Source organism: Paramaledivibacter caminithermalis DSM 15212, from assembly GCF_900142245.1.
In the GTDB taxonomy this organism is placed as follows: Bacteria; Bacillota; Clostridia; order Peptostreptococcales; family Caminicellaceae; genus Paramaledivibacter; species Paramaledivibacter caminithermalis.
Genome location: NZ_FRAG01000017.1, coordinates 43,212 through 69,287 on the forward strand (window position 1 = coordinate 43,212; position 26,076 = coordinate 69,287).

A 26,076-nucleotide genomic window follows, 5' to 3' on the forward strand; every position below is an offset into this window, starting at 1 on the left:
TGGCTGTCAGCTAACAAGAAATATATTTGAAATATTTCTTTGGCTAGACCTATGAATTATGGATTAAAATAAAAAGAGGTGTATGCTTTGTACCTTAAAAAACTTGAAATACACGGATTTAAATCCTTTGCAGATAAGATAACAATTGATTTCAGAAATGGTATAACAGGTATTGTTGGCCCAAATGGCAGTGGGAAAAGTAATATTATTGACTCCGTAAGATGGGTACTTGGAGAGCAAAGTCCTAAAACCCTAAGAGGAAGCAGAATGGAAGATATTATTTTTAATGGGACAAGCCATAGAAAACCTTTAGGCATGGCGGAGGTATCATTAACTTTTGATAATAGTGAAAAATTTTTACCTATAGATTATAGTGAGGTTACGATAACTAGAAGACTGTATCGTTCTGGCGAAAGCGAATATCTTATAAATAAAACTCCTTGCAGACTAAAGGACATTCGTGAATTGATAATGGATACAGGAATTGGAATAGATGGATATTCCCTTATTGGTCAAGGTCAAATAGACGGTATACTAAGTAATAAGCCCGATGAAAGAAGACAAATTTTCGAAGAAGCTGCAGGAATTGTAAAGTATAAATCTAGAAAATTAGAGGCTGAAAAGAAACTTAGCAATACAAATCAAAATATTGTAAGAATAGAAGATATTATAGTAGAACTTGAAACGAGAATACAGCCCCTAAAAATACAAAGTGAAAAAGCAAAAAAGTTTTTAGATTTATCTGAAGAACTTAAAAAATTAGAGATCAACATTTTTTTAAGAGAAATAGAAGATATAAAACTAAAGCTTAAAGCTGAAGAAGAGCAATTCCATGTTGTTAATAATCAACACGCAGATTATTTAAGCAAAAAACAATCTGTGTCAAGTGAACAGTTAAAATGTCAGCAAAAAATTGAAGAGCTTAACAATGATATTCAAAGTATGAAGGAAAATTATTTTGAGACAACTAATTTATTAAAAAAATTAGAAGGAGAGAGAATACTTTACAAAGAGAAAGTACAAAACATTGATAAGAATGTCTCAAGAATTAGAAATGAAATAGAAGGCATATCAGATAAAGATAAAGATATCAATATTGAACTGTCACATTTACTGTTGCAAAAACAGGAGTTTAATACACTTATATCCAAAAAAAATGAATTATTGGTTAAGGAAAATGAGAAATATGAGGAGCTTGGCAATTTAATAAATAAGTATCAATATAAACTTGAAGAGTTAAAAGGCAAAAATATAGAAGTTCTTAACTCCATGTCTTCTATTAAAAGTGAAGCAAATAGCATGAATACAATTAAGGAAAATCTAATAAATAGAATAAAGAGAATTGAGCATGAAAAACGGAGCCTAAGTAATAAAAAAAAGGATAATACAGAAAAATTCTTGGAAGTGAATAATGAGATTAAAAAAACAAAGGCTTCCTATAATGAAATGCTTCTAAAAAAAGAGGAATTAATTAAGAAAAATAATGAATATAGAAATAAGTATCAAGATTTACTAAATTTATATGAAAAAGAAAAAAATAATTTAAGAGACCTGCAATCACAGAAAAAACTTCTTCAAGCTATGGATAGATCCTACGAAGGATTTAGCAGCAGTGTAAGGAAAACCCTGAAGCTATGTAAGGAAAACAGCACATTAGGCAAGGGCGTACATGGAGTTGTTGCTGAACTTATGACTATACCAAAGGACTATGAAATAGCAATGGAAGTAGCTCTAGGATATTCTATGCAGTATATTGTATGTAATAATGAAGAAGATGCAAAAAGGATAGTGAAACATCTTAAGGAAAATAACTTAGGAAGAGTTACTTTTCTTCCATTATCTAATGTATATTCCCAAAAAAACAAGAAAAATATTGAATCGAAACTTATTAAGCATAAAGGTTTTATTGGAATAGCCAGTAATTTGGTTTCAACCTCAAATAAATATGATAGCCTATTTAATTATCTACTTGGCAATACAATTATAGTTGATAATATAGATTCTGCAGTAGACATTTCAAAAACAGTAAAAAAATTCAAGATTGTAACACTTGATGGAGATATTATAAATCCAGGTGGCACAATTACAGGAGGTAGTTACAAATCAAAAACAGTTAATGTTTTTAGGAGAAAGAGAAAAATAAAGGAGCTTGATGATAAAATCGATGATTTAAACAAATTAACGACTCAGTATAAAAATGACCTAGAAGAATTGAAGAATAAACTTGAAGGCATAGATAATAAGCTAAAGGATAATTCCATATCTGTTGAAAGTATTAAGTTGACTCTTCTAAAAAAAGAAAATGTATTGACTAATATAGAAAATCAAGGTCATTCCCTTGATGTATCTTTGTGTAATTTAGATGAAGAACTAAAGGAGCTTAAAAGTGAATTAAAGGATATAGATGAATCCATCAGCAAAAAGAATTCATTTGTTTTATCCCTTAAAAAAGAAAATGAAGAACTTGAAAATAATATACAAAATATGTCTAGGATTGCCCATGAAAAGCAAAATCAAATAAATTTATTAAAGGAAAAAATAACTTCAATAAAAATTGATTTAGCTTCTTTGAAGGAGAAAAGGGATAATAATAAAATGGAAATAAAAAGGATACAAGATTCTATCGAGGTATGGAAAAATAATAGATTAAACAAAGAAAAGGAATTATCGCAGCTAGAAAAAGAAAAGGAAGGATTGATTAAAAAAACTGATAATATAATGATGAAAATTAATGATAATAACGTCTTAAGTAAACAAATTGAATATAATATAAACAAATATACAAATGAGAAGGATATATGGATTAAAAGAAATAAGGAACTAATAATGAAGATTGAAACCATAGATAATGCTTTAAATGATTTAAAGGAAAGCCTTCATAAAATCGAAGTTAAAAAGGCAAGACTTGAACTTCAAAATGATAATCTTATTAAGAAAATATGGGAAAAATACGAGCTTAGTTATATGGATGCCTTAAATCATAAAAGTGATATAGAAGATTTCAATATAGCATCTAAAAGAATAAGTTCTCTAAATAGAGAACTTAAGAAATTAGGTGAAGTGAATATAAGTTCTATAAAAGAATATGAAGAAGTAAATCAAAGATACGCTTTTTTAAAGGAGCAAAGAGAAGATTTAATTAAAGCAAAGGAATCTTTAAATCAAGTAATTAAAGAATTAGAAAGTACAATGAATAAGCAATTTGTCAAGAGCTTTAAACAAATAAATGAAAATTTTAGTGAAATTTTTAATCAGCTTTTTAATGGAGGAAAGGCTAAACTCCTATTGGATGATTATGAAAATGTATTGGAAAGTAACATAGATATTGTAGCGCAACCCCCAGGAAAAAAACTTCAAAATTTAAATCTCCTTTCTGGAGGAGAGAAGGCTTTAACTGCTATAGCATTATTATTTTCAATTCTGAGAACTAAGCCAACTCCCTTCTGTATATTAGACGAAATTGAAGCGGCTTTAGATGATATAAATATATTTAGATTTGCAGAATTTCTTAAGGAATTCACTAAAAATTCTCAATTTATAATAATCACCCATAGAAAAGGAACTATGGAGATTATTGATTATTTATATGGTATTACAATGCAAGAGTATGGTGTTTCAAAGGTTGTTTCAGTTAAATTAAGTGAAGTAGCCAGCTAAGGTAAAATACATTTGGTGTTTTGTTAGATTGAGGTTCTGTTTGGGGTCAACTCTTTTGTGTATAGCTTAAGGTTGAGAGATAGGGTAATCCTTTATGGTCTAGTTAGATACAAATTATTTTCAAGGGTAAAGAATTTAAATTACGATATTTAGGAGGTAAAAAATGTTAAAGAAACTATTTGGTAAAATCAAGAAAAATAATGAAGAAACGTTGATTGATAAGGGTATGGGCGAAGAGGATAAAAGCCAAGAGGAAATTAGTGAAGGTGAATTTATTAGCGAGGATATTAAAAAAGCCTCTATTTCAGAAGATAATAATAAAGGAGATTTGAAACATCTAAATGATGAATTAGAAGAAGCAGTTGAAAGTCCATTGCAAAATCCAGAAGATGATGCAAATATTGAACTTGAGTCAAAAAAAAATTCTGTTAATTTTTTTTCTAAATTAAAATTAGGGCTAACAAAAACCAGAAAAGGTATAACTGAAAAAATTGATTCTTTGATGAAGATATATACTAAGGTTGATGAAGAATTTTTAGAAGAATTAGAGGAAATTCTTATTGTATCCGACGTAGGAATGAGTACGACAATGGAAATTATTGACAAGCTAAGGAGTGAAATAAAAACAAGAAAAATATCGGATACAGAAGAAGTTAAAGCTGTATTAAAGGATATTATGGAAGAATTATTAACTACTTCAAAGGATAACGATTTAAACATATCACCTTCTCCTGCCATAATTATTGTTATAGGAGTAAATGGCGTTGGTAAAACAACATCTATAGGTAAGATAGCTTATAATGTTAAAGCAAGTGGTAAGAAAGTATTGCTTGCTGCAGGTGATACATTTAGAGCAGCGGCTATCGATCAGCTAAAAATATGGGGTGAAAGAGTAGGTGTAAATGTAATTCACCAACAGGAGGGTTCAGACCCAGCTGCTATAATATATGACGCAATTCAAGCGGCTAAAGCAAGAAAAACTGATGTATTAATCTGTGATACAGCTGGAAGACTACACAATAAAAGGAATTTGATGAATGAATTGGGTAAGGTTTTTAAAATAATTAATAGGGAATATCCTGAAGCTAGAAAAGAAGTACTTTTAGTTTTAGATGCAACTACAGGTCAAAATGCTATACAACAAGCCAAAACCTTTAAGGAAGTTGCTGATATAACAGGAATCGTATTAACAAAATTAGATGGTACAGCAAAGGGTGGAGTTATTCTTGGAGTAACATCGGAATTAGATATACCTGTGAAGTTTGTAGGAGTTGGAGAAGGCATACAAGACCTTCAACCATTTAATCCAAAGGATTTTGTAGAGGCTTTATTAAGTGATAATTAAAAGTATTTAATGATACTTTTAAAGTTACAAGTTCCATGTTCCAAGCTGCAAGTAGGAGATTTTGATGTTAAACCTCTTAAGGTTAAAATCAGGTCATTCTTTTAGATATATAATAATGTAAATTGAGGAAATTGCATAATACATTTAAAGAATTTTGGGGTACAAAATGTAGTAGATAGAGTCAAAAAGGCTATCTGCATATTGTATTTCAAAATTATCAGTGTTAATTATGCAAGTTTCTTAATTAAAAGAAAATATTGAAACTTCTATGATTGAAATTGGTACAATGAATAATATTTATTCAATATCTTTAATATTTTCTATTGACAATGAAATAATAGTAGTATAAAATACATCTGTAAAGGTTAAGACCTTTACAGATGTATTTTTGGGAAGTGTTATTATGTTTGAGAAAAAAATTAAATTAGGCAATTTATACGCTTTCTATGGTAGCTTGCTTACAGAAAAGCAGCAAGAGATTTTAAGACTATACTGTATACATGATCTTTCTTTAGGTGAGATATCAGAAAACTTGGATATTAGTAGGCAAGCCGTTTATGATACATTAAAGCGTTCTAAAAAAATATTGGAAGACTATGAGGGAAAGCTTGGTTTATTAAGTAAGTTTTCTAATACTAGAAATAAAGTAAATCAATTAATAAAGTCTATAGATAGCTTTAGAATTATTATAAATGATAATTTGGATAGAGATAAGATGTTGAATAAAATAGATGAGGTAAAAGAATTACTTGTTGAAATTTTAGATGAGGGACTGTAGGTAGAGTTTTAAGGAGGTTAGAATATGATTTTTGAAGGTCTTTCCGAAAAACTTCAAGGAACCTTTAAGAAACTTAAGGGGAAAGGAAAGTTATCTGAAAAAGACGTAAAGAGTGCAATGCGAGAAGTAAAGCTTGCATTACTTGAAGCAGATGTTAGTTATAAGGTTGTAAAGGATTTTATTAAAAAAGTTACTGAAAGAGCTGTTGGGCATGAAGTGCTAGAAAGTTTAACACCAGGACAACAGGTAATAAAAATTGTTAATGAGGAATTAACTAATTTAATGGGTAATACCCAAAGTAAAATCATGTTTTCTTCTAAACCTCCTACAATTATTTTATTAGTTGGTTTGCAAGGTGCTGGAAAAACAACTACGGGTGGTAAGCTTGGTGCACAACTAAAAAAGCTTGGAAAAAGACCTTTGCTTGTTGCTTGTGACGTTTATAGACCTGCAGCTATCAAGCAGCTCCATGTAGTTGGAGAAAAGCTTGATATACCTGTTTTTTCTATGGGTGATAAGGTAAGCCCTGTAAATATAGCTAAAGCAGGTATTGAACATGGGAAAAAATATGGAAATGATGTTGTGATAATAGATACTGCAGGAAGACTTCATATAGATGAAAGGCTCATGGATGAATTAAAGGATATTAAATCAGAAGTTAGGCCTCATGAGATTATGTTGGTAGTTGATGCAATGACTGGACAAGATGCAGTAAATGTTGCCGATACCTTTAATTCAGAATTAGGTATAGATGGTATTATATTAACTAAGCTAGATGGTGATACTAGAGGTGGGGCAGCTTTATCCGTCAGAGCAGTAACAGGTAAGCCAATAAAATATATTGGTATGGGAGAAAAACTTACAGATTTAGAACCCTTTTATCCTGATAGATTAGCTTCAAGAATATTAGGAATGGGCGATGTTTTAAGTCTTATAGAGAAAGCTCAAGCCAGTTTTGATGAAAATAAGCTCAAAAAATTAGAAAAGAAAATTAAAACTCAGGATTTTAATTTAGAAGATTTTTTAGATCAACTTCAGCAAATGAAGAATATGGGACCATTAAATCAAATTCTAGAAATGATGCCTGGAGTAAGTAATAAACATCTTAAGAATTTAAATGTTGATGAAAAGGAATTAGTTCATATAGAAGCAATAATTCAATCAATGACGCCTGAAGAAAGAAAAAATCCTTCTATTATTAAAGGTAGTAGAAGGAAAAGAATTGCCAAGGGTAGTGGAACAAGTGTTCAGGCGGTAAACAAACTTCTTAAGCAATTTGAGCAAACAAAGAAAATGATGAAACAATTATCTGGTATGGGAAAAGGGCTTAAAAAAGGCGGTAAATTTAAATTGCCGTTCTTTTAAGAATAAATACAAATAGATTCAAAAGGAGGTGAATTACATGGCAGTAAAAATCAGATTAAGAAGAATGGGAGCTAAAAAGAGACCATTTTATAGAATAGTAGTTGCAGACTCACGTTCACCAAGAGATGGTAGATGTATTGAAGAGATTGGATACTACAATCCTATATCTGAACCTGTTGAAATTAAAATAGATGATGAAAAAGCTGTTAAATGGCTTAAAAATGGTGCACAGCCAACTGATACTGTTAAAGATCTATTTAAAAAGCATGGTGTTATTGAAAAATTTGAAGAAGCTAAGAAAGCCTAATTAGGCTTCTAGGGGGTGTATTTATGGGTGAATTAGTAAAGATTATAGCTAAAGCTTTAGTTGACCATCCCGAAGAAGTGCAGGTTAATGAAATCGAAGGAACTCAATCAGTTATTATTGAACTGAAGGTTGCTTCTGAAGATATGGGCAAGGTAATAGGTAAACAAGGCAGAATTGCAAAAGCAATTAGAACTGTTGTAAAAGCTGCTGCTACTAGAGAAAACAAACGAGTAGTAGTTGAAATTATCCAATAGAGTCAAAAAGGATTAGGTAGCCCTAATCCTTTTTGATTATAATTATATGGTTTTGGATAAAATGTTTATATAAACTTATAACCCTAGGTTTAAACTTAATCATATGAAAGGGTGATTAGGTGGAGGAAAAAATAAGGATAGGGCAGATAGTAAATACCCTAGGTCTAATGGGTGAAGTTAAAGTATATCCATTTACTGATTATAAAGAAAGATTTGAAGAATTAGAATATGTATATATAGAAGATAATATAGACTCAAAGCTTGAAATAGAGAAGGTAAGATATAAAAAACAGCTTATCATCTTAAAATTTAAAGGGATGGATAGCATAAATGCTGTGAAAAATTTAAAGAATAAATATATAGCTATAGATAAAAAAGACATAAGAGAATTACCTGAGGATAGCTATTATATTTTTGATTTGATTGGTTCTAAGGTCTTAGATGAAAATAATACTTTGATAGGGAAGCTTATAGATGTTATGCAAAATACGTCACAGGATATTTATGTTGTTGAACATGTGGAAAGCAAGAAGCCTGTGCTAATCCCTGCCGTTAAGGAATTTATTAAGGATGTGAACATAGAAGAAAAAACTATTGAAGTTAAGCTCATAGAGGGTATGATAGAATGATTATTGATATTTTAACACTTTTTCCTCAAATGTTCACTGCAATAATGAATGAAAGTATTGTTGGTAGAGCACAGGAAAAAGGTATAATTGAGATTAACCCTATAAATATTAGGGATTTTTCAAAGGATAAACATAAAAGAGTTGATGATTATCCTTATGGCGGTGGTTCAGGCATGGTTCTAATGAATCAACCATTATTTGATGCTATGGAGTTATTAACACGGGATAAAGAGAATAGTAAAATTATTTATTTAACTCCTAAAGGAAAAACCTTTAATCAAGAAATAGCCAAATCATTATCACTCGAAAAAAATCTAATTTTTATTTGTGGGCATTACGAAGGTATAGACCAAAGATTTATTGATGAATGGGTTACTGATGAAATTTCCATAGGAGATTACGTTCTTACTGGTGGAGAGTTACCTGCCATGGTTCTTATAGATTCAATAGTGAGATTAGTTCCAGGAGTGCTTAATAAGAATGAATCTTTTATTGATGAGAGCTTTTATAGTGGTCTTTTAGAATATCCCCATTATACGAGACCAAAGGATTATAAAGGGCATTGTGTGCCTGAAATTCTTTTATCTGGTAATCATAAGCTAATTAATGAATGGAGAACAAAGGAGTCTATAAAAATAACCATTGAAAGAAGACCAGATTTAATAGCTAAGTTGTTCCAAAGAGATGATATTGATATCAAAGGAAAATCAAAGTTAAGGAAATACATAGAGGAAATAAGCAATGAAAAAAAGAAAAATTTCTAGATTATTGTTGTCTAATATTTCAAGCTATGATATAATAACTTGTGGCAATACGGGCGGTCCTCTTTTACAGATTAGTAAAATGAACGTCTATGATGGAGGGAGGTAGGCATTATGAATATGGAAATCATTAAAGAAATTGAAAAAGAACAGCTTAAAAGCGATTTACCTGAAATTGGAGTAGGTGATACTGTAAAAGTTCACTTAAAAGTAAAAGAAGGAAAAAGAGAAAGAATCCAAATTTTTGAAGGTGTTGTTCTTAAAAAACAAAATGGCGGAGCAAGAGAAACATTTACTGTAAGAAAGATTTCTTATGGTGTAGGTGTTGAAAAGACTTTACCACTTCATTCACCAAAAATTGACAAGATTGAAGTTACAAGAAAAGGTAAGGTTAGAAGAGCTAAGCTAAACTACATTAGACAAAGAGTTGGGAAATCTGCTAAAATCAAAGAAAAAAGACGTTACTAAGATTAAGAGGGGCTGTTATCAGTCCCTTTTGTTATATTTATATTAATGCTCATTGTTTTTGAAAACGACATTATAGTAGAATGAATATTAGTATTCAAGTTATATAGTAAGTATTAAGGTCTAGTTCTAATGTCATATTATATAGATATTCCAGTAAAACAGTTAATTTATACATATCAAAAATATTCCCAAAAGCTTTGTATATTTTGATATGTATAAATTAAGTTTTGCTATGGGAAATCTATATATTAGGGAGATGTTTTTTAAATTTATTTAATGGTGTATAAGCTATGTTTAAAAAAGCATTGAGATATGGTTTGACAACTATAATAATGATAATATTGATTGTCCCCTTTATTTTAAAACCAATTAAAGTTAAAGGCAATTCAATGTATCCAGTTTTGAAGGATGGAGATTGGGTCTTAGTAAGTAAGATATCATATATATTTTCTAAGCCCAGAAGAGGCGATATTATAGTTTTTGATTTGCCTAATTTAAATAGGAATAAAAAATATTTTATAAAGCGTATTATTGGTTTAGAAAAGGAAACTATTGAGATTAAATTTGGTAAAATCTATATAAATAATGCTATACTGCATGAATGTTATGGATATTCTTCTATTAGTGACAGTTTTTACAAAAGAATTATCCCTATTCATAATTTTTTTGTTCTTGGTGATAATAGGAGAATTAGTGTAGATAGTAGGTATGAAGATATTGGATTTGTTGATAGAAGTCAAATAATTGGAAAAATAATTCTTGAGTGGTGATGTTTATGATAATAAATTGGTATCCAGGACATATGAAGAAGACTAAGGAGCTTATAAAAGACAATTTAAAGCTTGTAGATGTTGTTATAGAGCTACTAGATGCTAGAATACCAATTAGCAGTAAAAATCCAGATATTGATAATATTATTGGTAATAAACCAAAAATTATTATCCTAAATAAATCAGATTTATCAGACTCTAAAGTATTAAATAATTGGATAGAATATTATAAAAAAAGAGGAATAAAGTCAATACCAATTAATTCTATAACTGGTGAAGGAATGAATAACCTTATCGATGCTGTAAAAAGTGCAGCTAAAGAAAAGATTGACAATATGAAAAGTAAAGGAAGAAAAGTGAGACCCATCAGAGTTATGATTGTTGGAATACCTAATGTGGGCAAATCATCATTAATAAATAAGTTGGCTGGTAAAAAGACTGCAAAGACTGGTAATAAGCCTGGAGTAACAAAGGGTAAGCAGTGGATTAGAATTAGGAAAGATCTAGAACTGTTTGACACTCCTGGAATACTTTGGCCCAAAATTGAAGATGAAAATGTAGGTTTGAATTTAGCCTTTACTGGGGCAATCAAGGACGAAATATTGGATATTGATGAGATATGTGTTAAACTTTTGGAAAAGCTTAGCATAAGGTATCCTGAGAATTTGAAGAATAGATATAAGCTTGACAAGCTGGAGGAAGACCCAGTTATAAATATGGAATACATAGGGAAGAAAAGGGGCTGTATAAAAGCTGGTGGAATAATAGATTATTCCAAGGTTTCTAAAATAGTACTTGATGAATTTAGAAAAGGAATACTTGGAAGGATAACCCTAGAAAGTCCTGAGGATATGTAAAGTTGTAAGCTGCAGGTTCCAAGTTTTATGGTATTCCTATAGAGGCTTAAAAGAAGAGATATAGAAAAGGAAGCACAAAAATGTGCTTCCTTTGTGTTATAATTTTCATATCAAAACAATTTAATTTAGCCAGTAGTATTAGTATCTTTCGCAGGGCTTTTAATATTTCCTTTTCGTTCATGTAATAAACCTGTTTTTTCATATGACTTTTAAGGGCAAAACAGGTTTATAAAAATCACTCAAATGAAATATTAAAATCCCCTAAGGGATTTTAAAAGTAATAAATTTTATTTACTAGTCTGGCGAATTAATTTAGAAAGGATAATTTATATATGGATTTTTCAAAAATGTCTTTTAAAGAAATAGAAAAGCATATTAAAGCATTAGATAAGGATGAAAGATTTTCTTACATCAATATTCTAGAACAAGACAGTAGAAAAAACGTTAAGGGCTTAGCCCTAAAGCTTCAAAAAGAGAAGGAAAGAATACATAATGAAATTGAGAGATTAAAAAATCTTTGGGAAATAGAAAACAATATCTTTGCTTTAGGTTACAATATGGTAGCAGGCTTAGATGAAGCTGGCAGAGGGCCTTTAGCAGGACCAGTAGTAGCAGCAGCGGTAATCCTACCGAAAAATGAGATGATCTTAGGTGTAGATGATTCTAAAAAGTTATCAGAGAAAAAAAGAGATGAATTATTCGAGAGGATACAAGAATCTGCATTAGCTATTGGAGTTGGGATTATAGATAGTAATATAATCGATAAAATAAATATATTTAATGCTACAAAGCTTGCTATGAAAAGGGCTATTGATTCTTTGAAAATAAAGCCAGATTTTCTACTAATTGATGCTTTAAAAATTACCGATATAAATATAAAGCAGCAAAGTATAATTAAAGGGGACAGTAAGAGTATTTCAATAGCTGCTGCATCAATAATAGCGAAGGTTACTAGAGATAATTTAGTAAAAAAATATGAAATAGAATATCCACAATACAAGTTTTCCAAGCATAAAGGGTATGGTACGAAGGAGCATTATGAAGCAATTGAGAAGTATGGGATAACACCATTACATAGAAAAAGTTTTCTAAAGAATATACTATAGATATATATTCTACAAATAAAGTTACAATTGCTCTTGTATTTAGCCCTTAACTGTAACCATTAATTCCAAAGGTTTATAAAAAATTCACATAAAGGTGATAAATATGGAAATACAAAATTTAATTAATTCTATATATAATAGTAATACTAATATTAATAATGATTTGCTTTCAAGATTAAATATTGGAGATACATTGAAGGCAAAGGTAATAGCCATAGTTGGAGATTTAATAACTTTAGAAATAAACAATAACTTTACTGTTGAAGCTAAGGATATTTCAGCAATCAATTATAATATCGGAGAGATGATAGAGTTTATTGTTAATGACAAGGTTGATGGTAAGCTATTTATAAAAAGCAATATTTCAAGATTAAATTCATTAGAAGATAGACTTTTACAAATGGGCATTAAGATAAATGAAGACAATAAGGAATTAATTAATCTTTTATATAAAAATCAAGTACCAATAACGAAGGAGAACATTGAAACGATATTGTCTACAAAAAAATATTATGGTAAACTTATTGATTATATTAATGATTTTAATAATAACGATTTACCAATAGATTCTAAAATCGTAAATGATGATATTAAAGAAGTCCTTAGATATCTTATTCAAAAAGATTATGAAGCTCTTACATATAAAACAAGTTATAAAAATGAAGAGTCTAAGAACTTAACTGATATTATTAAGCTTAGTAATAATGATTCTTTTAATAATTCTTTTGCTAAGGATTTTTTAAATAGTAATAATATTTCTTTGGAAAAACTTGTGTTTATGATGAAGAACAATCTGAATTTTAATGCTAAGAATGTTGTATTGTTAAACAATATAATATTAGGAGAAAAAACTATAACAAATCAAATACAAAATCTTATAATGGAGTTAGAGCAAAATGAAGTTATTTTAGAATCAGCTGATAAATTGACTACTAAAGCAAATGCTGAAAAAAATACTGAAGCAGCTATAAATCATGATGTTATAGATGAAAACAAAGAAATAAAAGCAAAAACTAAAGATCAGCTTTTAGAGGCGCTGCACAAATTTGATATAACTAATATAAGGGAAAAAGAGAAATTAAACTCTATTATGAAAGAACTTTTTGAAACATTAGATTCTATAAAAAATGCTGGCTTAGGGAAGGAAACCAATTCAATAATAAATAAATATTTTGAAGAAATAAAGTCTTCATTAGATTTTGTGAATAAACTAAATGATAATATATCTTTTATTCAAATTCCTTTAAATATGAATAATTCACTTAAAAATCTTGATATATATGTGAATAAGGATTCAAAGAAAAGTAAAAATAGAAACAAAAAAAACACTAAAATATTTATATCTCTAAATACAAATAATTTAGATTTAGTTCAAGTACTGATTGAGATAAATAAAAAGGACATAAATTTAAATTTTAGAGTATGCAATGATAAAATAAAAAATATAATGAAATCTAATGAAGAAATGTTATTAAATAGTCTTAAAAAATATGAATTTAATAACATTATATTTAAATATAGTGTATCTACTGAAAGGATTAACTTGATGAATATTGAATCAAACAATCATCAAGTTAAATTAAATACTTTAGATATAAGGGTGTAGAGGATGAAGAAAAAAGTAATTGCTAATGCTTTAAAGTATAATTCTAAGGAGGATATAGCTCCTAAAGTAATAGCTAAGGGTATGGGTCTTACTGCTGAAAAAATAAAGGATATAGCTAAGGAAAATAATATTCCTATATATAAAGATGATAAACTATCAAAACAATTATATAATTTATCAATTGGAGAAGAAATATCGCCAGAGCTTTACAATGTAGTTGCAGAGGTTTTAACTTTTATAGCAAGATTAGATAATGAATAGGGGGAGGAACTGTTTTTGAGTACTAAAAGAGTGGGGGATATAGGGGAAGAGCTGGCTGTTAAGTTTTTAGAGGAAAAGGGCTACATAATATTAGATCGCAACTATAGAAGTAGATTTGGAGAAATTGATATTATTGCTAAATATAAGGACTATTATATATTTATTGAAGTTAAAACTAGGCGTTTTATAAGTTATGGCAGACCAGCTGAAGCTATAAATTCAGTAAAAATTAATAGGATAATGAAGACAGTTAATTTTTATTTATCCCACAAAAAAATACATGATTGCAACATGAGGATAGATGCCATCGAGATATTTATTAAAAATTCAAAGGATATACAAATAAATCATATTGAGAATATTGTTTATTTTTAATATAGTCTGGAAAGCTGTCAATATTATTGACAGCTTTATTAATAGATTGTTCTATAAATGAATGTATAACAATTTTAATATATAGAATACTATTTATAAATAGGCTTGGAGGGGTAATGATTGAGAAGAGAATTAATTTCTGATAAGCAAGGTATTGCAATTGTAGCTTTATTTTTATCAGGCTCTACATCAGTATTTGTGACTGGATTAGAGGCTGAAAAGGATGTTTGGTTGGCAATTATTTTAGCAATGGTTATGGTATTGCCAATGATAACCATATTTGCCCGATTACATCATATATATCCAGATGAAAATATATTTGATATTATGGAAAAATGCTTGGGTAAATATATTGGAAAAATAGTAATGATTGTATTTACTTGGTATTCTTTTTTTTGGGCTGCTGATGTATTAAATAATTATGGATTTTTCATGAAAGAGGTTAGTTTAGTAGAAACTCCAACCATAGTTACAATCATAATGCTGGCAATGTTATGTATTTTTTGTTTGAAAAAGGGCATTGAGGTTTTAGGAAGGTGGTCTGAGTTTTTTATTATAATCTCTATTATAAGTATATTGATTAGTATAGTACTTATATCTCCTAAAATGAATATGAATAATATAAAACCTGTTATGGTTAAAGGAATAAAGCCAGTATTAAAGGGTTCTATTAGTGTATTTATGCAGCCTTTTGTGCAGATTTCTGCATTTACTATGGTCTTTTCTAGTTTTAAAACAAAAAAATCCTCCTATAGAGTGTATTTTATAGGGTTATTTATTGGTGGTTTATTGACATTACTAATAGCAGTAACAAATATTCTAGTCATAGGTCCAAAAGAAGCATTAAGAACATATTATCCTTCTTATGTAGCTGTATCAAGGATGAATATTGGAGATTTTTTACAAAGATTAGAGGTGATTATTGCTATGGTTTTTGTTTTAGGTGGTTTTGTTAAAATAAGTATATTGATTTTATCAACAATTAAAGGGCTTGTAAAATTATTAGGTTTGAAGGATTATAGATTTATCATAACTCCCATTATTCTATTGATCATCAATTTATCATATTTTCAATACGATAATGTAATGCATTACTTTAGATTTAATTCCTATATTTGGTCCTGTTATTTTTTTCCATTTCAAATAGTTTTGCCAGTCATTATATGGATAGCCGCTGAAATAAAAGAACTCAGATAGAAAATGAAAAAAATAAAGAGAATCATCTATGACATTTCCAAGTATTAAGGTATTCCGAATCAGTTTGAATAAAAAAATCTAAATCCATTATTTTACTGCAAATAGTTTAAATTTTATTCTAGATACACATGAGAATAACCCTAAAACTTGGAACTTGCAACTAATAACCTCTCATCAGATGCTTTCAAAAAGTATAAGGTCACCAGGAGGCTTCAAATTATTTTCATCATTATTTGCGCTAACATATATTTTTGTTATAGGATTTAATTCTACTTTATGGAGTTGACCTGACCAGATAGTAGGATTTTTTCCAATACAGGATAGTTTAGTATAATTGAAATTAAAGGGAGTAACAGCGTAAGCATAGTAGCTTTGAAAATTCCCATCTAATTTTTCAATTGGAGGTAAGTTTGCCAAGACATATATTCCATTTAAACCTGCAACAATGATATATGAATCCTTTGGGGCATTGGCAGTAGGAGGTATAAAAGAGCAATATGGCTTTGGTTTTGGAATACATAAAACATCACCAGGAATAAGGTATCTAAGATTACGAATATGATTATTATATTTTTTCAAATCATAAATATTTACTCTAAATTTTGATGAAATCTTACGTATTGTATCTCCTGGTTGGATAGTATATTTAATGGCACAATGGTTAAAGCATTTTTGGGGCTTCCTAGGTTTTAAAGGTTTACGGTACATATTCATCACTCCATTTAAAAGAGTTCTCATATTATATTATGAATAAACCTATAAAAATGTTAAGGTAACTCAACAAACTAGTTTCTATAGAGGGGGGCTTTAGCTAGTAAAAGAGCTGAGATATTAGTCTCAGCTCTTTTATGATATTATTTATTTTGTTAAATAATAAGGCGCTTACCACTACAAGGGGATTTATAACTTCTTAAGTCTAAGTAAAAATCCTTAAATTTATATCTATCTTCTGCTAAAAAAAAATCTACTAACAATGAGGTCCACAATGATGTTTTGATTGATTTCCAAAAATATTACCGCCACTTAATAAAAAAAGCAAAAGTATCAAAAGCAATAGATTATTATCATCTCCAAAACCGCCTAATAAACCATCAAATAAATTACTAGACATTTACTCACCTCCCATAAATTTTAAAAATTATCTTTCGCTCAATAGTATAATATTCTAAGGGATGCCAATATGTTAAGGAAATTAATATTAGACGATTGCGAAACTATTTAGAGAGTTATCCACAATCAATTTTTAAGTTTTTAAATATTGACTATTGAAAATACTGTATCTACTAAGATAGCAAGTTAATAAAATAGCTTTAGCGATACTTAAAATTGAAACATATATGTATTCTGTGGATAAATTTTATATCAAGTGGAGAAAAGTTTTCGTTTTTCTACATTAAAAGCTTGAAAATACTAGCTTATGAATATTCCTAAAAAATATTGTTAGTGTTTCACCTCGATTTTGGGATGTGCTGCGTGAAGATTTGTCTTGGATACAAATCTTAAACGACCATTTTCACAAACATTATTTTTTATGGTGGAAGAAAACTGTCATCACATATAAGAAGGGCTATTAGGAATAGTTACAACATATCCCACAAAAACCACTTTAATCTATTTATTAGTGAATTTATCTAACAGCTCATCCAATCCATATTTATAAAAAAGGGAAAAAATATAAAATGTTGGAATTTTTAGTTTTATTACAAAATTATTAAAATTTATATATACTTCAAAATACTACATTTTTTTGCGTTTAACTTGTTATACTTTAAATTGAATAAAATAATAATTTAAGGAGAATGTAAAAAATGAAAAAAAATGTTTTGCTTATTGTTTGCTTTGATGTTAGTTTTCTCAAGTTTAACTACTGCTTTTGCAGGCAGTAAAGAATTATCGAATAGTGGTGATTTAACTAAGAAAAATATTCTGAAAATGGTAGAAAAATATAATTTGGAAACTGTTCCTGAAGATGAACTACCAGAAGGAATGATTCCTGATGACAGAATAAAATCACTAGATGATTTAGAAGCCACTATAATAGAGCATTTAAATATGCCAAGCCATGTTGATTTAGGGATAATAGGTAAAGATGATAATAATCTTTCTATGACAAGATCAATCACAACTCCAATGGCTGCGAGTAGCGGTGCGACAACTGTATACAAGATAGTTGAATCAGCTAACAATTTAAAACTAAGACTTAGTGCTTCAGGTAAATATACTACAAATACTAGTGGTACTAAAATTTGGACAGAAGCAACTGGTTCATCTGTAACAGAATATTCTAATAAAGGTTTTACAAGATTACATAGAGTGGAATCTAGTTCTGTAGAAATTAAACAAGGTGATGGTACAATAATGGTACAAACTTATAAAGTTACACTACAACATTATGCTTGGGTAGCAGGTTTCTGGATAAAAATTCATAAGCAACAGATGACTGGAACTGCATACCATGAATGTAAATAGCATATATAATGTTAAATAGTGTATCTTCAATAACATTAAAAACAATTATCATTGTTGTACTACTATTAGCAGGTGGGCAATTATATTTTATAATAGTTCCTAAACTACTGGATTTATTAAAACAATTTTTCAAGAAAAATATTTAATCTATTAATACTATGGGTTTTACCAACTAATATTGGCAGGACTCATAGTATTTTAAATTTAGCTCTAAAGCATGGTTTTTATAGGAAATGTTGGTGAGACCCAATATAGTAAAAGTCGTAGAATTATATATTCTATGATTTTTACTATATTCTACGACTTTCTTTACTTCATTAAGATATTGAGACCTATAAAAAGAGTATTCTAAAGACTAATTTAACTCGTTGTGCTAGTTGAATTAAGTTTTACTATGTAAGTCTTATAGAATAAAGATTTAAGATTATTAAAAGATTGAGGTTTGCATGGTTAGAATGTTATAAATATCATGTGAAGCTCAAATTTTATGTAATAAAGGGTTTAAGGGTATAAAGTATAGACTTATAGTTAAGCAAATTTTCAACCCTGACCCTTTGATTTACAAAAACAATAAAAAATGTAAAATGATGAAGGAAATTGAATATCTATATTGAATTATATGTAATATTGAAGCGTTAAAGGAGGTTTTTAGGTGTTATCAGATATTATAAGCTGTGTACTTGTAGGACTTGAAGGTGAAGTGGTAGATGTTGAAACAGATATATCAAATGGTTTACCATCATTTTCAATAGTAGGACTTCCAGACACAGCAGTAAGAGAATCAAAGGAAAGAATACGAGCAGCTATAAAGAATTCTGGATTTAGCTTTCCTATAAAGAGGATAATAATAAATTTAGCTCCAGCTAATACGAAAAAAGAAGGTACCCATTTAGATTTACCTATGGCAATGGGAATACTAAGTGCTTCTAATCAAATAGAAGATAAGAACATATCTAAATATGCCTTTATCGGAGAATTATCACTTAATGGTAAGCTTAACAGGGTGATAGGAGTATTGCCCATAGTGATTTCCCTTAGGGAAAAGGGATACAAAAAGATAGTACTTCCTATGGAAAATTATGATGAAGCAAGGATTATAGAGGATATTGAGATTTATCCCTTCCATAGCTTAGCAGAAGTAATCCAATATTTCAATGGGCAAATGAGAATGAATTTAAGACATAAGTCAAAAAGCTTAAAAAGGGTTGATAAGGTTTATGATGTAGATTTTAGCGAGATATCAGGACAACAGAGCGTTATAAGGGCCATGGAGATAGCAGCTGCTGGTGGACATAACATAATACTTATAGGACCACCAGGCTCAGGAAAAACCATGTTAGCCAGGAGATTTCCAACAATTCTTCCCGATATGGATATTGAAGAATCAATTGAAGTAACAAAAATATATAGTGTTTCAGGACTTTTACCAAGCGATGCAGCATTAATAAAAACAAGACCATTTATAGCACCTCATCATACTGCTTCGAGAGTCTCCTTGGTGGGAGGAGGAAAAATACCAAAGCCAGGGGATGTTTCATTAGCACATCTAGGAGTCCTTTTTTTAGACGAGCTTACTGAGTTTCAAAAAAGCGTTTTAGAAGTTCTAAGACAGCCTATGGAAGATGAAGAAGTTACTATATCCAGGGCAAACGCAACAATAACTTACCCTTCAAAGTTTATATTGGTGGCTAGTATGAATCCTTGTCCCTGTGGGTATTACAATGATCCTAAAAATGAATGTAGCTGTGCACCCTATGAAGTGAAAAAATATTTGTCAAAAATATCAGGACCCTTGCTTGATAGAATCGATATGCATATAGAAGTTTTTCCTGTAGAATATAAGGATTTGACAAGTAAAACAAAAAATAAAAGTTCTAAAGAAATAAAAGAGAAGGTAGATAAAGCCAGGGAGGTTCAGATTAGTAGATATAAAAATGAAAAGATAAGATACAATTCACAACTGCCTCCAAGGCTGATAAAGAGATTTTGTAAACTAGGTAAAGAGGAAAATGATCTGCTGGAAATAGCTTTTAAGAAATTGAAACTAAGTGCACGTTCATACAATAAAATCATTAAATTAAGCAGAACCATCGCAGATCTTGATAGTAGCGAAAACATTGAGGTAAAACACATATCAGAAGCTATTCAATATAGGAGTTTAGATAAAAGCTTTTGGAATGTTTAAAGTTATAAATTTTTAAAATATAGGGAGAAGAAATAGAATGAAGGATATAGATTATATTATTTGGCTTAACTCAATTCATGGAATAGGCCTTGCAACTATAGAGAGATTTATAAAATATTTTGGTTCTCTTGATAACTTATGGAAGGCTCCTGCAAATGAGATATATGATTTTCCTAACATAACAAAAAAAGTAGCCGATAAACTTATAGAAACTAGAAGAATAGAATATATAAATAAGTATAAAGAAAGATTATTATCTAACAAAGTAAAATGTATTATAAAGAGTGATATATTATATCCTGAAAGACTGAAAAATATTGAAAAACCACCTCGGATTTTATATGTTAAGGGTAATATAATCCAAGAAGATTGTAATGCAATCGCTATAATTGGTTCTAGGAGATGTACTTCCTATGGAAAAAATATAGCATACAGATTTGCTAAGGAGATGGCTGGCTATGGGATTACAATAATTAGCGGAATGGCATATGGAATAGATTCAGCTGCTCATAGAGGTGCTCTAGATGGAGGAGGAAGAACTATTGCAGTCCTAGGATGTGGAGTCGATATATGCTATCCTAAAAATAATGTTAATTTAATGAAAAAAATTATTGAAAATGGTGCAGTGATATCTGAATATTCATTAGGAACCCAGCCAAGACCAGGCAATTTTCCAACAAGAAACAGGATAATAGCAGGCTTGAGTAAAGGGGTTTTAGTAGTAGAAGCAGGATTAAAGAGTGGAACATTAATAACAATTGATTATGCTTTGCAGCAGGGGAAGGATGTATTTGCGATACCAGGTAATATTAATTGTAGTGTTAGCAAGGGTACTAATAAATTAATTAAGGAAGGTGCTAAGCCTGTAACTTGTGTGGAAGATATATTAGAAGAATATAATATTAGGAAACAAAGTTGGGACTATGATACTAAATTTAATGACCTTAGTGATTCTGAAAGAACAGTTATAGAAGTTATAAAAAGAAAGCAGCCAATTCATATTGACATGATATCTTCAATACTACATTTAGCCCCTTCAACAGTAAACAGCTTAATTACAATTTTAGAAATAAAGGATTTAGTTGAACAATTGCCAGGTAAGATTATCATATTGAAATAAATCATTGTCAATATAAGACAAATTTCTTTATAATATCACAAAAAAAGATTCTTATTTGTTGAAATAGTGTTATTATTGTGTTATTATAAACATTGCCTTAGCAATGAAGTTTTTATTTTCTTTTTTGATGTTTCAAAGGGAAAAAATCTGGGACCGCTATTTATAGCGGTTTGTTTTTATATATAGATTTCCAATAGTAAAACTTAATTTGTACATATTAAAATATCTAGATTTTTAAGGATTTTTGATGTATATAAACTAACTGTTTTACTGGAATATCTATATGATAATTTCATAAAAAGAAGGATTTTACATCAATTAATAGAAGTATAAATTAACTGAGAAACTTGCATAATTAACATTAATAATTTTTCAATGCAATATGTGTAGATAGCTTTCTTGACTCTCTCTACTACATTTTACATTCCTAAATTCTTTAAATGTATTATGCAATTTCCTTAACTATATATAGATTTATTTGATAATAATATAAATATATATAGTATTTGTATTTTCGACTATACTTAGAAGTAAAGAAGCTTAAGGGAGCAGAAGTTTAATAATTTACAGTAGCTTGAAATAAAAAATATGTATATAGGTTTTACAAACAAAACTTAATTTGTATATACACAAATATCAAGTGTTTCTGGGTGTTGTGGATATATAAATTAAAGACTTTAATTAAATTCCTATAATAATTTTTAACAAAGAAAATAATAATAAGTTTTGAAATTGTTTAAATTTTTTGATATAATAACTGTCATTGTAAAGTAATTTCGGAGGTGAAAAAATGGCAAAAACTTTAGTTATAGTAGAATCACCTGCTAAAGCTAAGACTATAGGTAAATTTCTTGGCAGAAATTATAGGGTGAAAGCCTCCATCGGTCATGTTAGAGATCTACCTAAAAGCAAGTTAGGGATTGATGTTGAAAATAATTATAATCCTCAATATATAACAATCAGGGGAAAGGGTCCAGTTATTAAAGAAATAAAGGCTGAAGCCAAAAAAGCAGATAAAGTCTTATTAGCAACTGACCCTGATAGAGAAGGAGAAGCCATATCTTGGCATTTAGCTAATATACTTTCTATAGATGAAAAAGAAAATTGTAGAATAGAGTTTAATGAAATTACATCAAAGGCCATTAAAAACGCTGTAAAAAATCCTCGTCCAATAAAGAAAAAATTAGTTGATGCCCAACAGGCTAGAAGAATTCTTGATAGGTTAGTAGGTTACAGTATCAGTCCTTTATTATGGAAGAAAATAAGAAGAGGTCTTAGCGCTGGTAGAGTACAATCTGTTGCTACAAAAATTATTTGTGATAGAGAAAAAGAAATTTTAAACTTTAAGCCAAAGGAGTATTGGACAATAGATTTAATACTTAAATCTTTAGATGATTCAAAAAAAATAGAGGCAAGTTTCTACGGGACAAATGATAAGAAAATTGAATTAGAAAATTCTGAGCAAGTGCAGAGTATTATAGACAATATTAAAAATAATAGTTATGATATTAGTAATATAGAAAAGAAACTAAAAAGAAGAAAACCTTATTTACCATTTACAACAAGTAGTTTACAGCAGGAAGCCTCAAATAAACTAGGATATTCTACAAAAAAGACTATGCTACTGGCTCAACAATTATATGAAGGAATAGATGTGGAGGGTGAAGGAACTGTTGGTTTAATTACCTATATTAGAACAGATTCAACCAGAATATCTGATGAAGCAAAATCTGAGGCAGATAAATATATTGTAGATAAATTTACAGAAAAATATTTAGCTAAGCAAAAAAGGAAAGTAAAGAATAAAAAAGACGCCCAAGATGCCCATGAGGCCATTAGACCAACATCTGTTTTAAGGACACCAACAGCTATTAGAAATTCACTATCTAATGATCAGTATAATTTATACAAGCTGATTTGGGAAAGATTTGTGGCTAGCCAAATGGCCGATGCAACTTATAATTCATATAATGTTGATATTGTAAATGGCAAGTATTTATTTAAAGCAAAGGGAGTAAAGCAAGAATTTGATGGTTTTCTTAAAGTCTATTCCTTTGCTAAAATAACAGAAAAAGAGGTTCCAGATGTAAAGACTGGTGAAGTTTTAAAAGATGAAGAAATAAATCCCAAACAGCATTTTACACAGCCACCACCAAGATATACAGAGGCTACATTAGTAAAAGAAATGGAGGAGAAAGGAATTGGCAGACCCAGCACTTATTCTCCAACCATATCTACCATATTAAGCAGAGGATATATTGAAAGAGAAGCTAAAGCACTTAAGCCTACTGATCTTGGATTTCTAATTAACGATATACTGGAAAACCATTTTGCTGATATAGTTGACGTTGATTTTACAGCTAATATGGAGTCTGATTTAGATAAGGTAGAGGAAGGAAATATATCTTGGATTAAAATTATAGATGATTTTTATAAGCCATTTAAGAAGGTTCTAAAAAAAGCAGAAGAATCAATTGAAAAAATTGATTTAACTGAAAAAACAGATGAAATTTGTGAAAAATGTGGAAACTATATGGTAATAAAGCATGGGAGATTTGGAAAGTTTTTAGCATGTTCCAACTATCCTGAATGTGATTTTACCAAATCTATAATAAATAAAACTGGTATTAAATGCCCAAAATGTAATGGGGATATTGTAGTTAGAAAAACAAAAAAAGGTAGATATTTCTATGGATGCAATAATTATCCAAAATGTAATTTCATGACATGGAACCAACCTATTGATAGAAAATGTCCAAAATGTAATTCAATATTGGTTACTTACAATACTAAAAAGAAAAAAATTATTAAATGTTCCAGTAAGGATTGTAAATTCAAAGAAGAGCAGGTATAGAATTTCAGTATTTACGTCTAATATTTTCTATGTTTGTGCTTAAAACATGAAAAATTTGGGAAGAATTAAAATAAAAAAGATATGAATTATTCAAGTTTTGTATTATTTTGTACTGAAAATACTACTGTAAAAATATTATTAGTGCCTTAGCAAATTGCATAACAGGTGGATATGAGATGATATTCTATTTGAAATAAATTATCTTACGATTTATTTTGTTATTAAAATAGAAAGCACAATATGTTAATCTAATATTAAAGATAGATTTTGATGTTTTATTAGATGTTTAGAATTGATTATGCAATTTGAATATAAATTATATATAAATTAAGGAGGAAGATTATGTCAAATACTCTATTAGAAAAAACAAGAAGATTAAACAGAATCCTTCAACAGTCAGGAAATACACCTGTTTCTTTCTCAGAATTATGTGGAACCTTAAGCGAAATATTAGATGCAAATGTATATGTTGCAAGTAGCAAAGGTAAAGTCCTTGGTGTTAGCCTTGCTGATGCTTCAGATTGTCCAATTATTATTGATAAAGAAACGAATCTCAAAAAATTCCCACAAGAATACAATGAAGAATTGCTAAAAATTACTGAAACAAAATACAATATTACAGGAGACGAATTATTATCTATATTTAAATATGACATTGAGAGTTATAATAAGCTTGTTACAATAGTTCCCATCAATGGTAGTGGACAGAGATTAGGAACTATGGTTCTGGCAAGGCATGGTAATACTTATACTGATGAAGATCTTGTATTAGCTGAATACTCAGCAACTGTTGTTGGAATGGAAATTTTGAGATCAAAGAGTGAAGAAATTGAGCAAGAAGCTAGAAAGAAAGCAATAGTACAAATGGCAATAGGAACTTTGTCATATTCTGAATTAGAAGCAGTAGAGCATATATTTGAAGAATTAAATGGCTCAGAAGGACTTTTAGTTGCAAGTAAAATAGCAGATAGAGTAGGAATAACTAGATCTGTTATAGTAAATGCACTAAGAAAATTTGAAAGTGCAGGAGTTATTGAATCTAGATCATTAGGTATGAAAGGCACACACATAAAAATATTAAATGATAAGCTATTAGATGAATTAAAAAATCTTAAAAAATAACAGCCATTATTTGGCTGTTTTTTCCTAAGAAACTCAAATTTAAAAAAAATACATTTGTTAAACGAGTAAACTCAATTGAGACAAAAAATTATAAACTATTAACATTAAAATATTAGTACAAATTGTTTTTTTTAAAAAAACTTATTAGAAATATCCTAATACTTGAAACTTGGAAAATGTAACTTGCAATTAAAAAGCGTCGTTAGACGCCTTTTTCCTAAACTATTTGCTAAGGAAAAGAAAAATAAAACTTAGTGTAAAATTATTGTAGGAAAAAAATAAAAAGAGAATAGCTTCTTATGTTAAGATGGAAGTGTATAAGCAACACATCAAAACATATGAAAGGAGCTATTCTCATGAATAATATTATACAGGAAATTATGACAAAAATCATTAAAGATAACAATAAAAATATGGAAAAACTATTTACAGAGCATAAGGACATTTCAAGATATATTTTAGATACTAAGAAAATGCTTGATGAAATAGGAATAGCTATAGTAGAAGAAGCATTGAAGATATGTGATGAAATTATAAAAGAATCTTCTAATAGGAAAAAGAATTGGTATGTACAACGTAAGGCAGATGAA

General features: G+C 29.1%; 25 protein-coding genes. 23 read left to right on the forward strand and 2 right to left on the reverse strand.

Annotated elements, in window-relative coordinates; translation table 11 throughout:
* Window positions 1-87: 87 nt before the first annotated feature.
* The 16 genes from smc to BUB36_RS08580 all read left to right on the forward strand — a co-directional run bounded on the left by smc (window position 88) and on the right by BUB36_RS08580 (window position 15,736).
* Complete coding sequence (gene smc / locus BUB36_RS08505) at window positions 88-3,657, forward strand: chromosome segregation protein SMC (RefSeq protein WP_073148990.1); 3,570 nt, start codon at window positions 88-90, stop codon at window positions 3,655-3,657.
* 163 nt (window positions 3,658-3,820) lie between these two features.
* Window positions 3,821-5,002: a signal recognition particle-docking protein FtsY gene (gene ftsY, locus BUB36_RS08510; protein ID WP_073148992.1), complete on the forward strand. Its 1,182-nt coding sequence runs from the start codon at window positions 3,821-3,823 to the stop codon at window positions 5,000-5,002.
* A 403-nt stretch (window positions 5,003-5,405) separates the two neighbouring features.
* Window positions 5,406-5,780, forward strand: a complete 375-nt coding sequence (ylxM, locus tag BUB36_RS08515; protein WP_073148994.1) for a YlxM family DNA-binding protein — start codon at window positions 5,406-5,408, stop codon at window positions 5,778-5,780.
* Window positions 5,781-5,804: 24 nt separating this feature from the next.
* Window positions 5,805-7,145 carry a signal recognition particle protein gene (gene ffh / locus BUB36_RS08520; RefSeq protein WP_073148996.1) on the forward strand — a complete coding sequence of 447 codons (1,341 nt, stop codon included), beginning with the start codon at window positions 5,805-5,807 and terminating at the stop codon, window positions 7,143-7,145.
* A gap of 37 nt (window positions 7,146-7,182) precedes the next feature.
* The gene (rpsP, locus tag BUB36_RS08525; protein ID WP_073148998.1) at window positions 7,183-7,452 is read left to right on the forward strand and encodes a 30S ribosomal protein S16; all 270 of its coding nucleotides are present in this window, start codon (window positions 7,183-7,185) and stop codon (window positions 7,450-7,452) included.
* Window positions 7,453-7,475: 23 nt separating this feature from the next.
* A complete protein-coding gene (locus BUB36_RS08530; protein ID WP_073149000.1) occupies window positions 7,476-7,706 on the forward strand; it encodes a KH domain-containing protein in 231 nt (76 codons plus the stop codon).
* Window positions 7,707-7,825: 119 nt separating this feature from the next.
* A complete protein-coding gene (gene rimM / locus BUB36_RS08535; RefSeq protein WP_073149002.1) occupies window positions 7,826-8,335 on the forward strand; it encodes a ribosome maturation factor RimM in 510 nt (169 codons plus the stop codon).
* Complete coding sequence (gene trmD, locus BUB36_RS08540) at window positions 8,332-9,099, forward strand: tRNA (guanosine(37)-N1)-methyltransferase TrmD (RefSeq protein ID WP_073149004.1); 768 nt, start codon at window positions 8,332-8,334, stop codon at window positions 9,097-9,099. The genes rimM and trmD overlap by 4 nt, the downstream gene beginning before the upstream one ends.
* Before the next feature lie 117 nt (window positions 9,100-9,216).
* Window positions 9,217-9,564 carry a 50S ribosomal protein L19 gene (gene rplS, locus BUB36_RS08545; RefSeq protein ID WP_073149045.1) on the forward strand — a complete coding sequence of 116 codons (348 nt, stop codon included), beginning with the start codon at window positions 9,217-9,219 and terminating at the stop codon, window positions 9,562-9,564.
* Window positions 9,565-9,854: 290 nt separating this feature from the next.
* Window positions 9,855-10,334 carry a signal peptidase I gene (lepB, locus tag BUB36_RS08550; RefSeq protein WP_073149006.1) on the forward strand — a complete coding sequence of 160 codons (480 nt, stop codon included), beginning with the start codon at window positions 9,855-9,857 and terminating at the stop codon, window positions 10,332-10,334.
* Window positions 10,335-10,339: 5 nt separating this feature from the next.
* Complete coding sequence (ylqF, locus tag BUB36_RS08555) at window positions 10,340-11,191, forward strand: ribosome biogenesis GTPase YlqF (protein WP_084111871.1); 852 nt, start codon at window positions 10,340-10,342, stop codon at window positions 11,189-11,191.
* A gap of 332 nt (window positions 11,192-11,523) precedes the next feature.
* Window positions 11,524-12,297 carry a ribonuclease HII gene (locus BUB36_RS08560; protein WP_073149010.1) on the forward strand — a complete coding sequence of 258 codons (774 nt, stop codon included), beginning with the start codon at window positions 11,524-11,526 and terminating at the stop codon, window positions 12,295-12,297.
* Between the two features lie 103 nt (window positions 12,298-12,400).
* Window positions 12,401-13,903: a hypothetical protein gene (locus tag BUB36_RS08565; protein WP_073149012.1), complete on the forward strand. Its 1,503-nt coding sequence runs from the start codon at window positions 12,401-12,403 to the stop codon at window positions 13,901-13,903.
* Window positions 13,904-13,906: 3 nt separating this feature from the next.
* Entirely contained in the window at window positions 13,907-14,164 is a 258-nt protein-coding gene (locus tag BUB36_RS08570; RefSeq protein ID WP_073149014.1) for an EscU/YscU/HrcU family type III secretion system export apparatus switch protein, read from the forward strand.
* Between the two features lie 15 nt (window positions 14,165-14,179).
* Window positions 14,180-14,539: a YraN family protein gene (locus tag BUB36_RS08575; protein WP_073149016.1), complete on the forward strand. Its 360-nt coding sequence runs from the start codon at window positions 14,180-14,182 to the stop codon at window positions 14,537-14,539.
* Window positions 14,540-14,659: 120 nt separating this feature from the next.
* Entirely contained in the window at window positions 14,660-15,736 is a 1,077-nt protein-coding gene (locus BUB36_RS08580; protein WP_073149018.1) for a GerAB/ArcD/ProY family transporter, read from the forward strand.
* Between the two features lie 174 nt (window positions 15,737-15,910).
* Here BUB36_RS08580 and BUB36_RS08585 read toward each other — a convergent pair whose 3' ends face one another.
* Both BUB36_RS08585 and BUB36_RS19670 read right to left on the reverse strand, forming a co-directional pair.
* A complete protein-coding gene (locus BUB36_RS08585) occupies window positions 15,911-16,444 on the reverse strand; it encodes a LysM peptidoglycan-binding domain-containing protein (RefSeq protein ID WP_073149020.1) in 534 nt (177 codons plus the stop codon).
* Between the two features lie 259 nt (window positions 16,445-16,703).
* The gene (locus BUB36_RS19670; RefSeq protein ID WP_165613055.1) at window positions 16,704-16,847 is read right to left on the reverse strand and encodes a hypothetical protein; all 144 of its coding nucleotides are present in this window, start codon (window positions 16,845-16,847) and stop codon (window positions 16,704-16,706) included.
* 707 nt (window positions 16,848-17,554) lie between these two features.
* On the opposite strand from BUB36_RS19670, the gene BUB36_RS08590 reads away from it, so the two are divergent.
* The 7 genes from BUB36_RS08590 to BUB36_RS08615 all read left to right on the forward strand — a co-directional run.
* Window positions 17,555-18,205, forward strand: a complete 651-nt coding sequence (locus tag BUB36_RS08590) for a hypothetical protein (protein WP_131821229.1) — start codon at window positions 17,555-17,557, stop codon at window positions 18,203-18,205.
* Window positions 18,206-18,213: 8 nt separating this feature from the next.
* Window positions 18,214-18,351, forward strand: coding sequence for a hypothetical protein (locus BUB36_RS19675; protein ID WP_165613056.1), 138 nt, complete (start codon window positions 18,214-18,216; stop codon window positions 18,349-18,351).
* Window positions 18,352-18,857: 506 nt separating this feature from the next.
* Window positions 18,858-20,390, forward strand: coding sequence for a YifB family Mg chelatase-like AAA ATPase (locus tag BUB36_RS08595; RefSeq protein ID WP_073149024.1), 1,533 nt, complete (start codon window positions 18,858-18,860; stop codon window positions 20,388-20,390).
* A 37-nt stretch (window positions 20,391-20,427) separates the two neighbouring features.
* Window positions 20,428-21,510, forward strand: coding sequence for a DNA-processing protein DprA (dprA, locus tag BUB36_RS08600; RefSeq protein ID WP_073149026.1), 1,083 nt, complete (start codon window positions 20,428-20,430; stop codon window positions 21,508-21,510).
* Between the two features lie 790 nt (window positions 21,511-22,300).
* Window positions 22,301-24,364, forward strand: coding sequence for a type I DNA topoisomerase (topA, locus tag BUB36_RS08605; RefSeq protein ID WP_073149028.1), 2,064 nt, complete (start codon window positions 22,301-22,303; stop codon window positions 24,362-24,364).
* A 342-nt stretch (window positions 24,365-24,706) separates the two neighbouring features.
* Window positions 24,707-25,486: a GTP-sensing pleiotropic transcriptional regulator CodY gene (codY, locus tag BUB36_RS08610; protein WP_073149030.1), complete on the forward strand. Its 780-nt coding sequence runs from the start codon at window positions 24,707-24,709 to the stop codon at window positions 25,484-25,486.
* Window positions 25,487-25,842: 356 nt separating this feature from the next.
* A partial coding sequence (locus tag BUB36_RS08615; protein WP_073149033.1) for a hypothetical protein occupies window positions 25,843-26,076 on the forward strand: 234 nt, incomplete at its 3' end.

Coding starts and splice junctions, on each gene's coding strand:
- ftsY (WP_073148992.1), top strand. CDS start 3,821: ATGTTAAAGAAACTATTTGGTAAAATCAAGAAAAATAATGAAGAAACG.
- ylxM (WP_073148994.1), top strand. CDS start 5,406: ATGTTTGAGAAAAAAATTAAATTAGGCAATTTATACGCTTTCTATGGT.
- ffh (WP_073148996.1), top strand. CDS start 5,805: ATGATTTTTGAAGGTCTTTCCGAAAAACTTCAAGGAACCTTTAAGAAA.
- rpsP (WP_073148998.1), top strand. CDS start 7,183: ATGGCAGTAAAAATCAGATTAAGAAGAATGGGAGCTAAAAAGAGACCA.
- BUB36_RS08530 (WP_073149000.1), top strand. CDS start 7,476: ATGGGTGAATTAGTAAAGATTATAGCTAAAGCTTTAGTTGACCATCCC.
- trmD (WP_073149004.1), top strand. CDS start 8,332: ATGATTATTGATATTTTAACACTTTTTCCTCAAATGTTCACTGCAATA.
- rplS (WP_073149045.1), top strand. CDS start 9,217: ATGGAAATCATTAAAGAAATTGAAAAAGAACAGCTTAAAAGCGATTTA.
- lepB (WP_073149006.1), top strand. CDS start 9,855: ATGTTTAAAAAAGCATTGAGATATGGTTTGACAACTATAATAATGATA.
- ylqF (WP_084111871.1), top strand. CDS start 10,340: ATGATAATAAATTGGTATCCAGGACATATGAAGAAGACTAAGGAGCTT.
- BUB36_RS08560 (WP_073149010.1), top strand. CDS start 11,524: ATGGATTTTTCAAAAATGTCTTTTAAAGAAATAGAAAAGCATATTAAA.
- BUB36_RS08565 (WP_073149012.1), top strand. CDS start 12,401: ATGGAAATACAAAATTTAATTAATTCTATATATAATAGTAATACTAAT.
- BUB36_RS08570 (WP_073149014.1), top strand. CDS start 13,907: ATGAAGAAAAAAGTAATTGCTAATGCTTTAAAGTATAATTCTAAGGAG.
- BUB36_RS08585 (WP_073149020.1), bottom strand. CDS start 16,444: ATGTACCGTAAACCTTTAAAACCTAGGAAGCCCCAAAAATGCTTTAAC.
- BUB36_RS19670 (WP_165613055.1), bottom strand. CDS start 16,847: ATGTCTAGTAATTTATTTGATGGTTTATTAGGCGGTTTTGGAGATGAT.
- BUB36_RS08590 (WP_131821229.1), top strand. CDS start 17,555: ATGTTTTGCTTATTGTTTGCTTTGATGTTAGTTTTCTCAAGTTTAACT.
- BUB36_RS19675 (WP_165613056.1), top strand. CDS start 18,214: ATGTTAAATAGTGTATCTTCAATAACATTAAAAACAATTATCATTGTT.
- dprA (WP_073149026.1), top strand. CDS start 20,428: ATGAAGGATATAGATTATATTATTTGGCTTAACTCAATTCATGGAATA.
- topA (WP_073149028.1), top strand. CDS start 22,301: ATGGCAAAAACTTTAGTTATAGTAGAATCACCTGCTAAAGCTAAGACT.
- codY (WP_073149030.1), top strand. CDS start 24,707: ATGTCAAATACTCTATTAGAAAAAACAAGAAGATTAAACAGAATCCTT.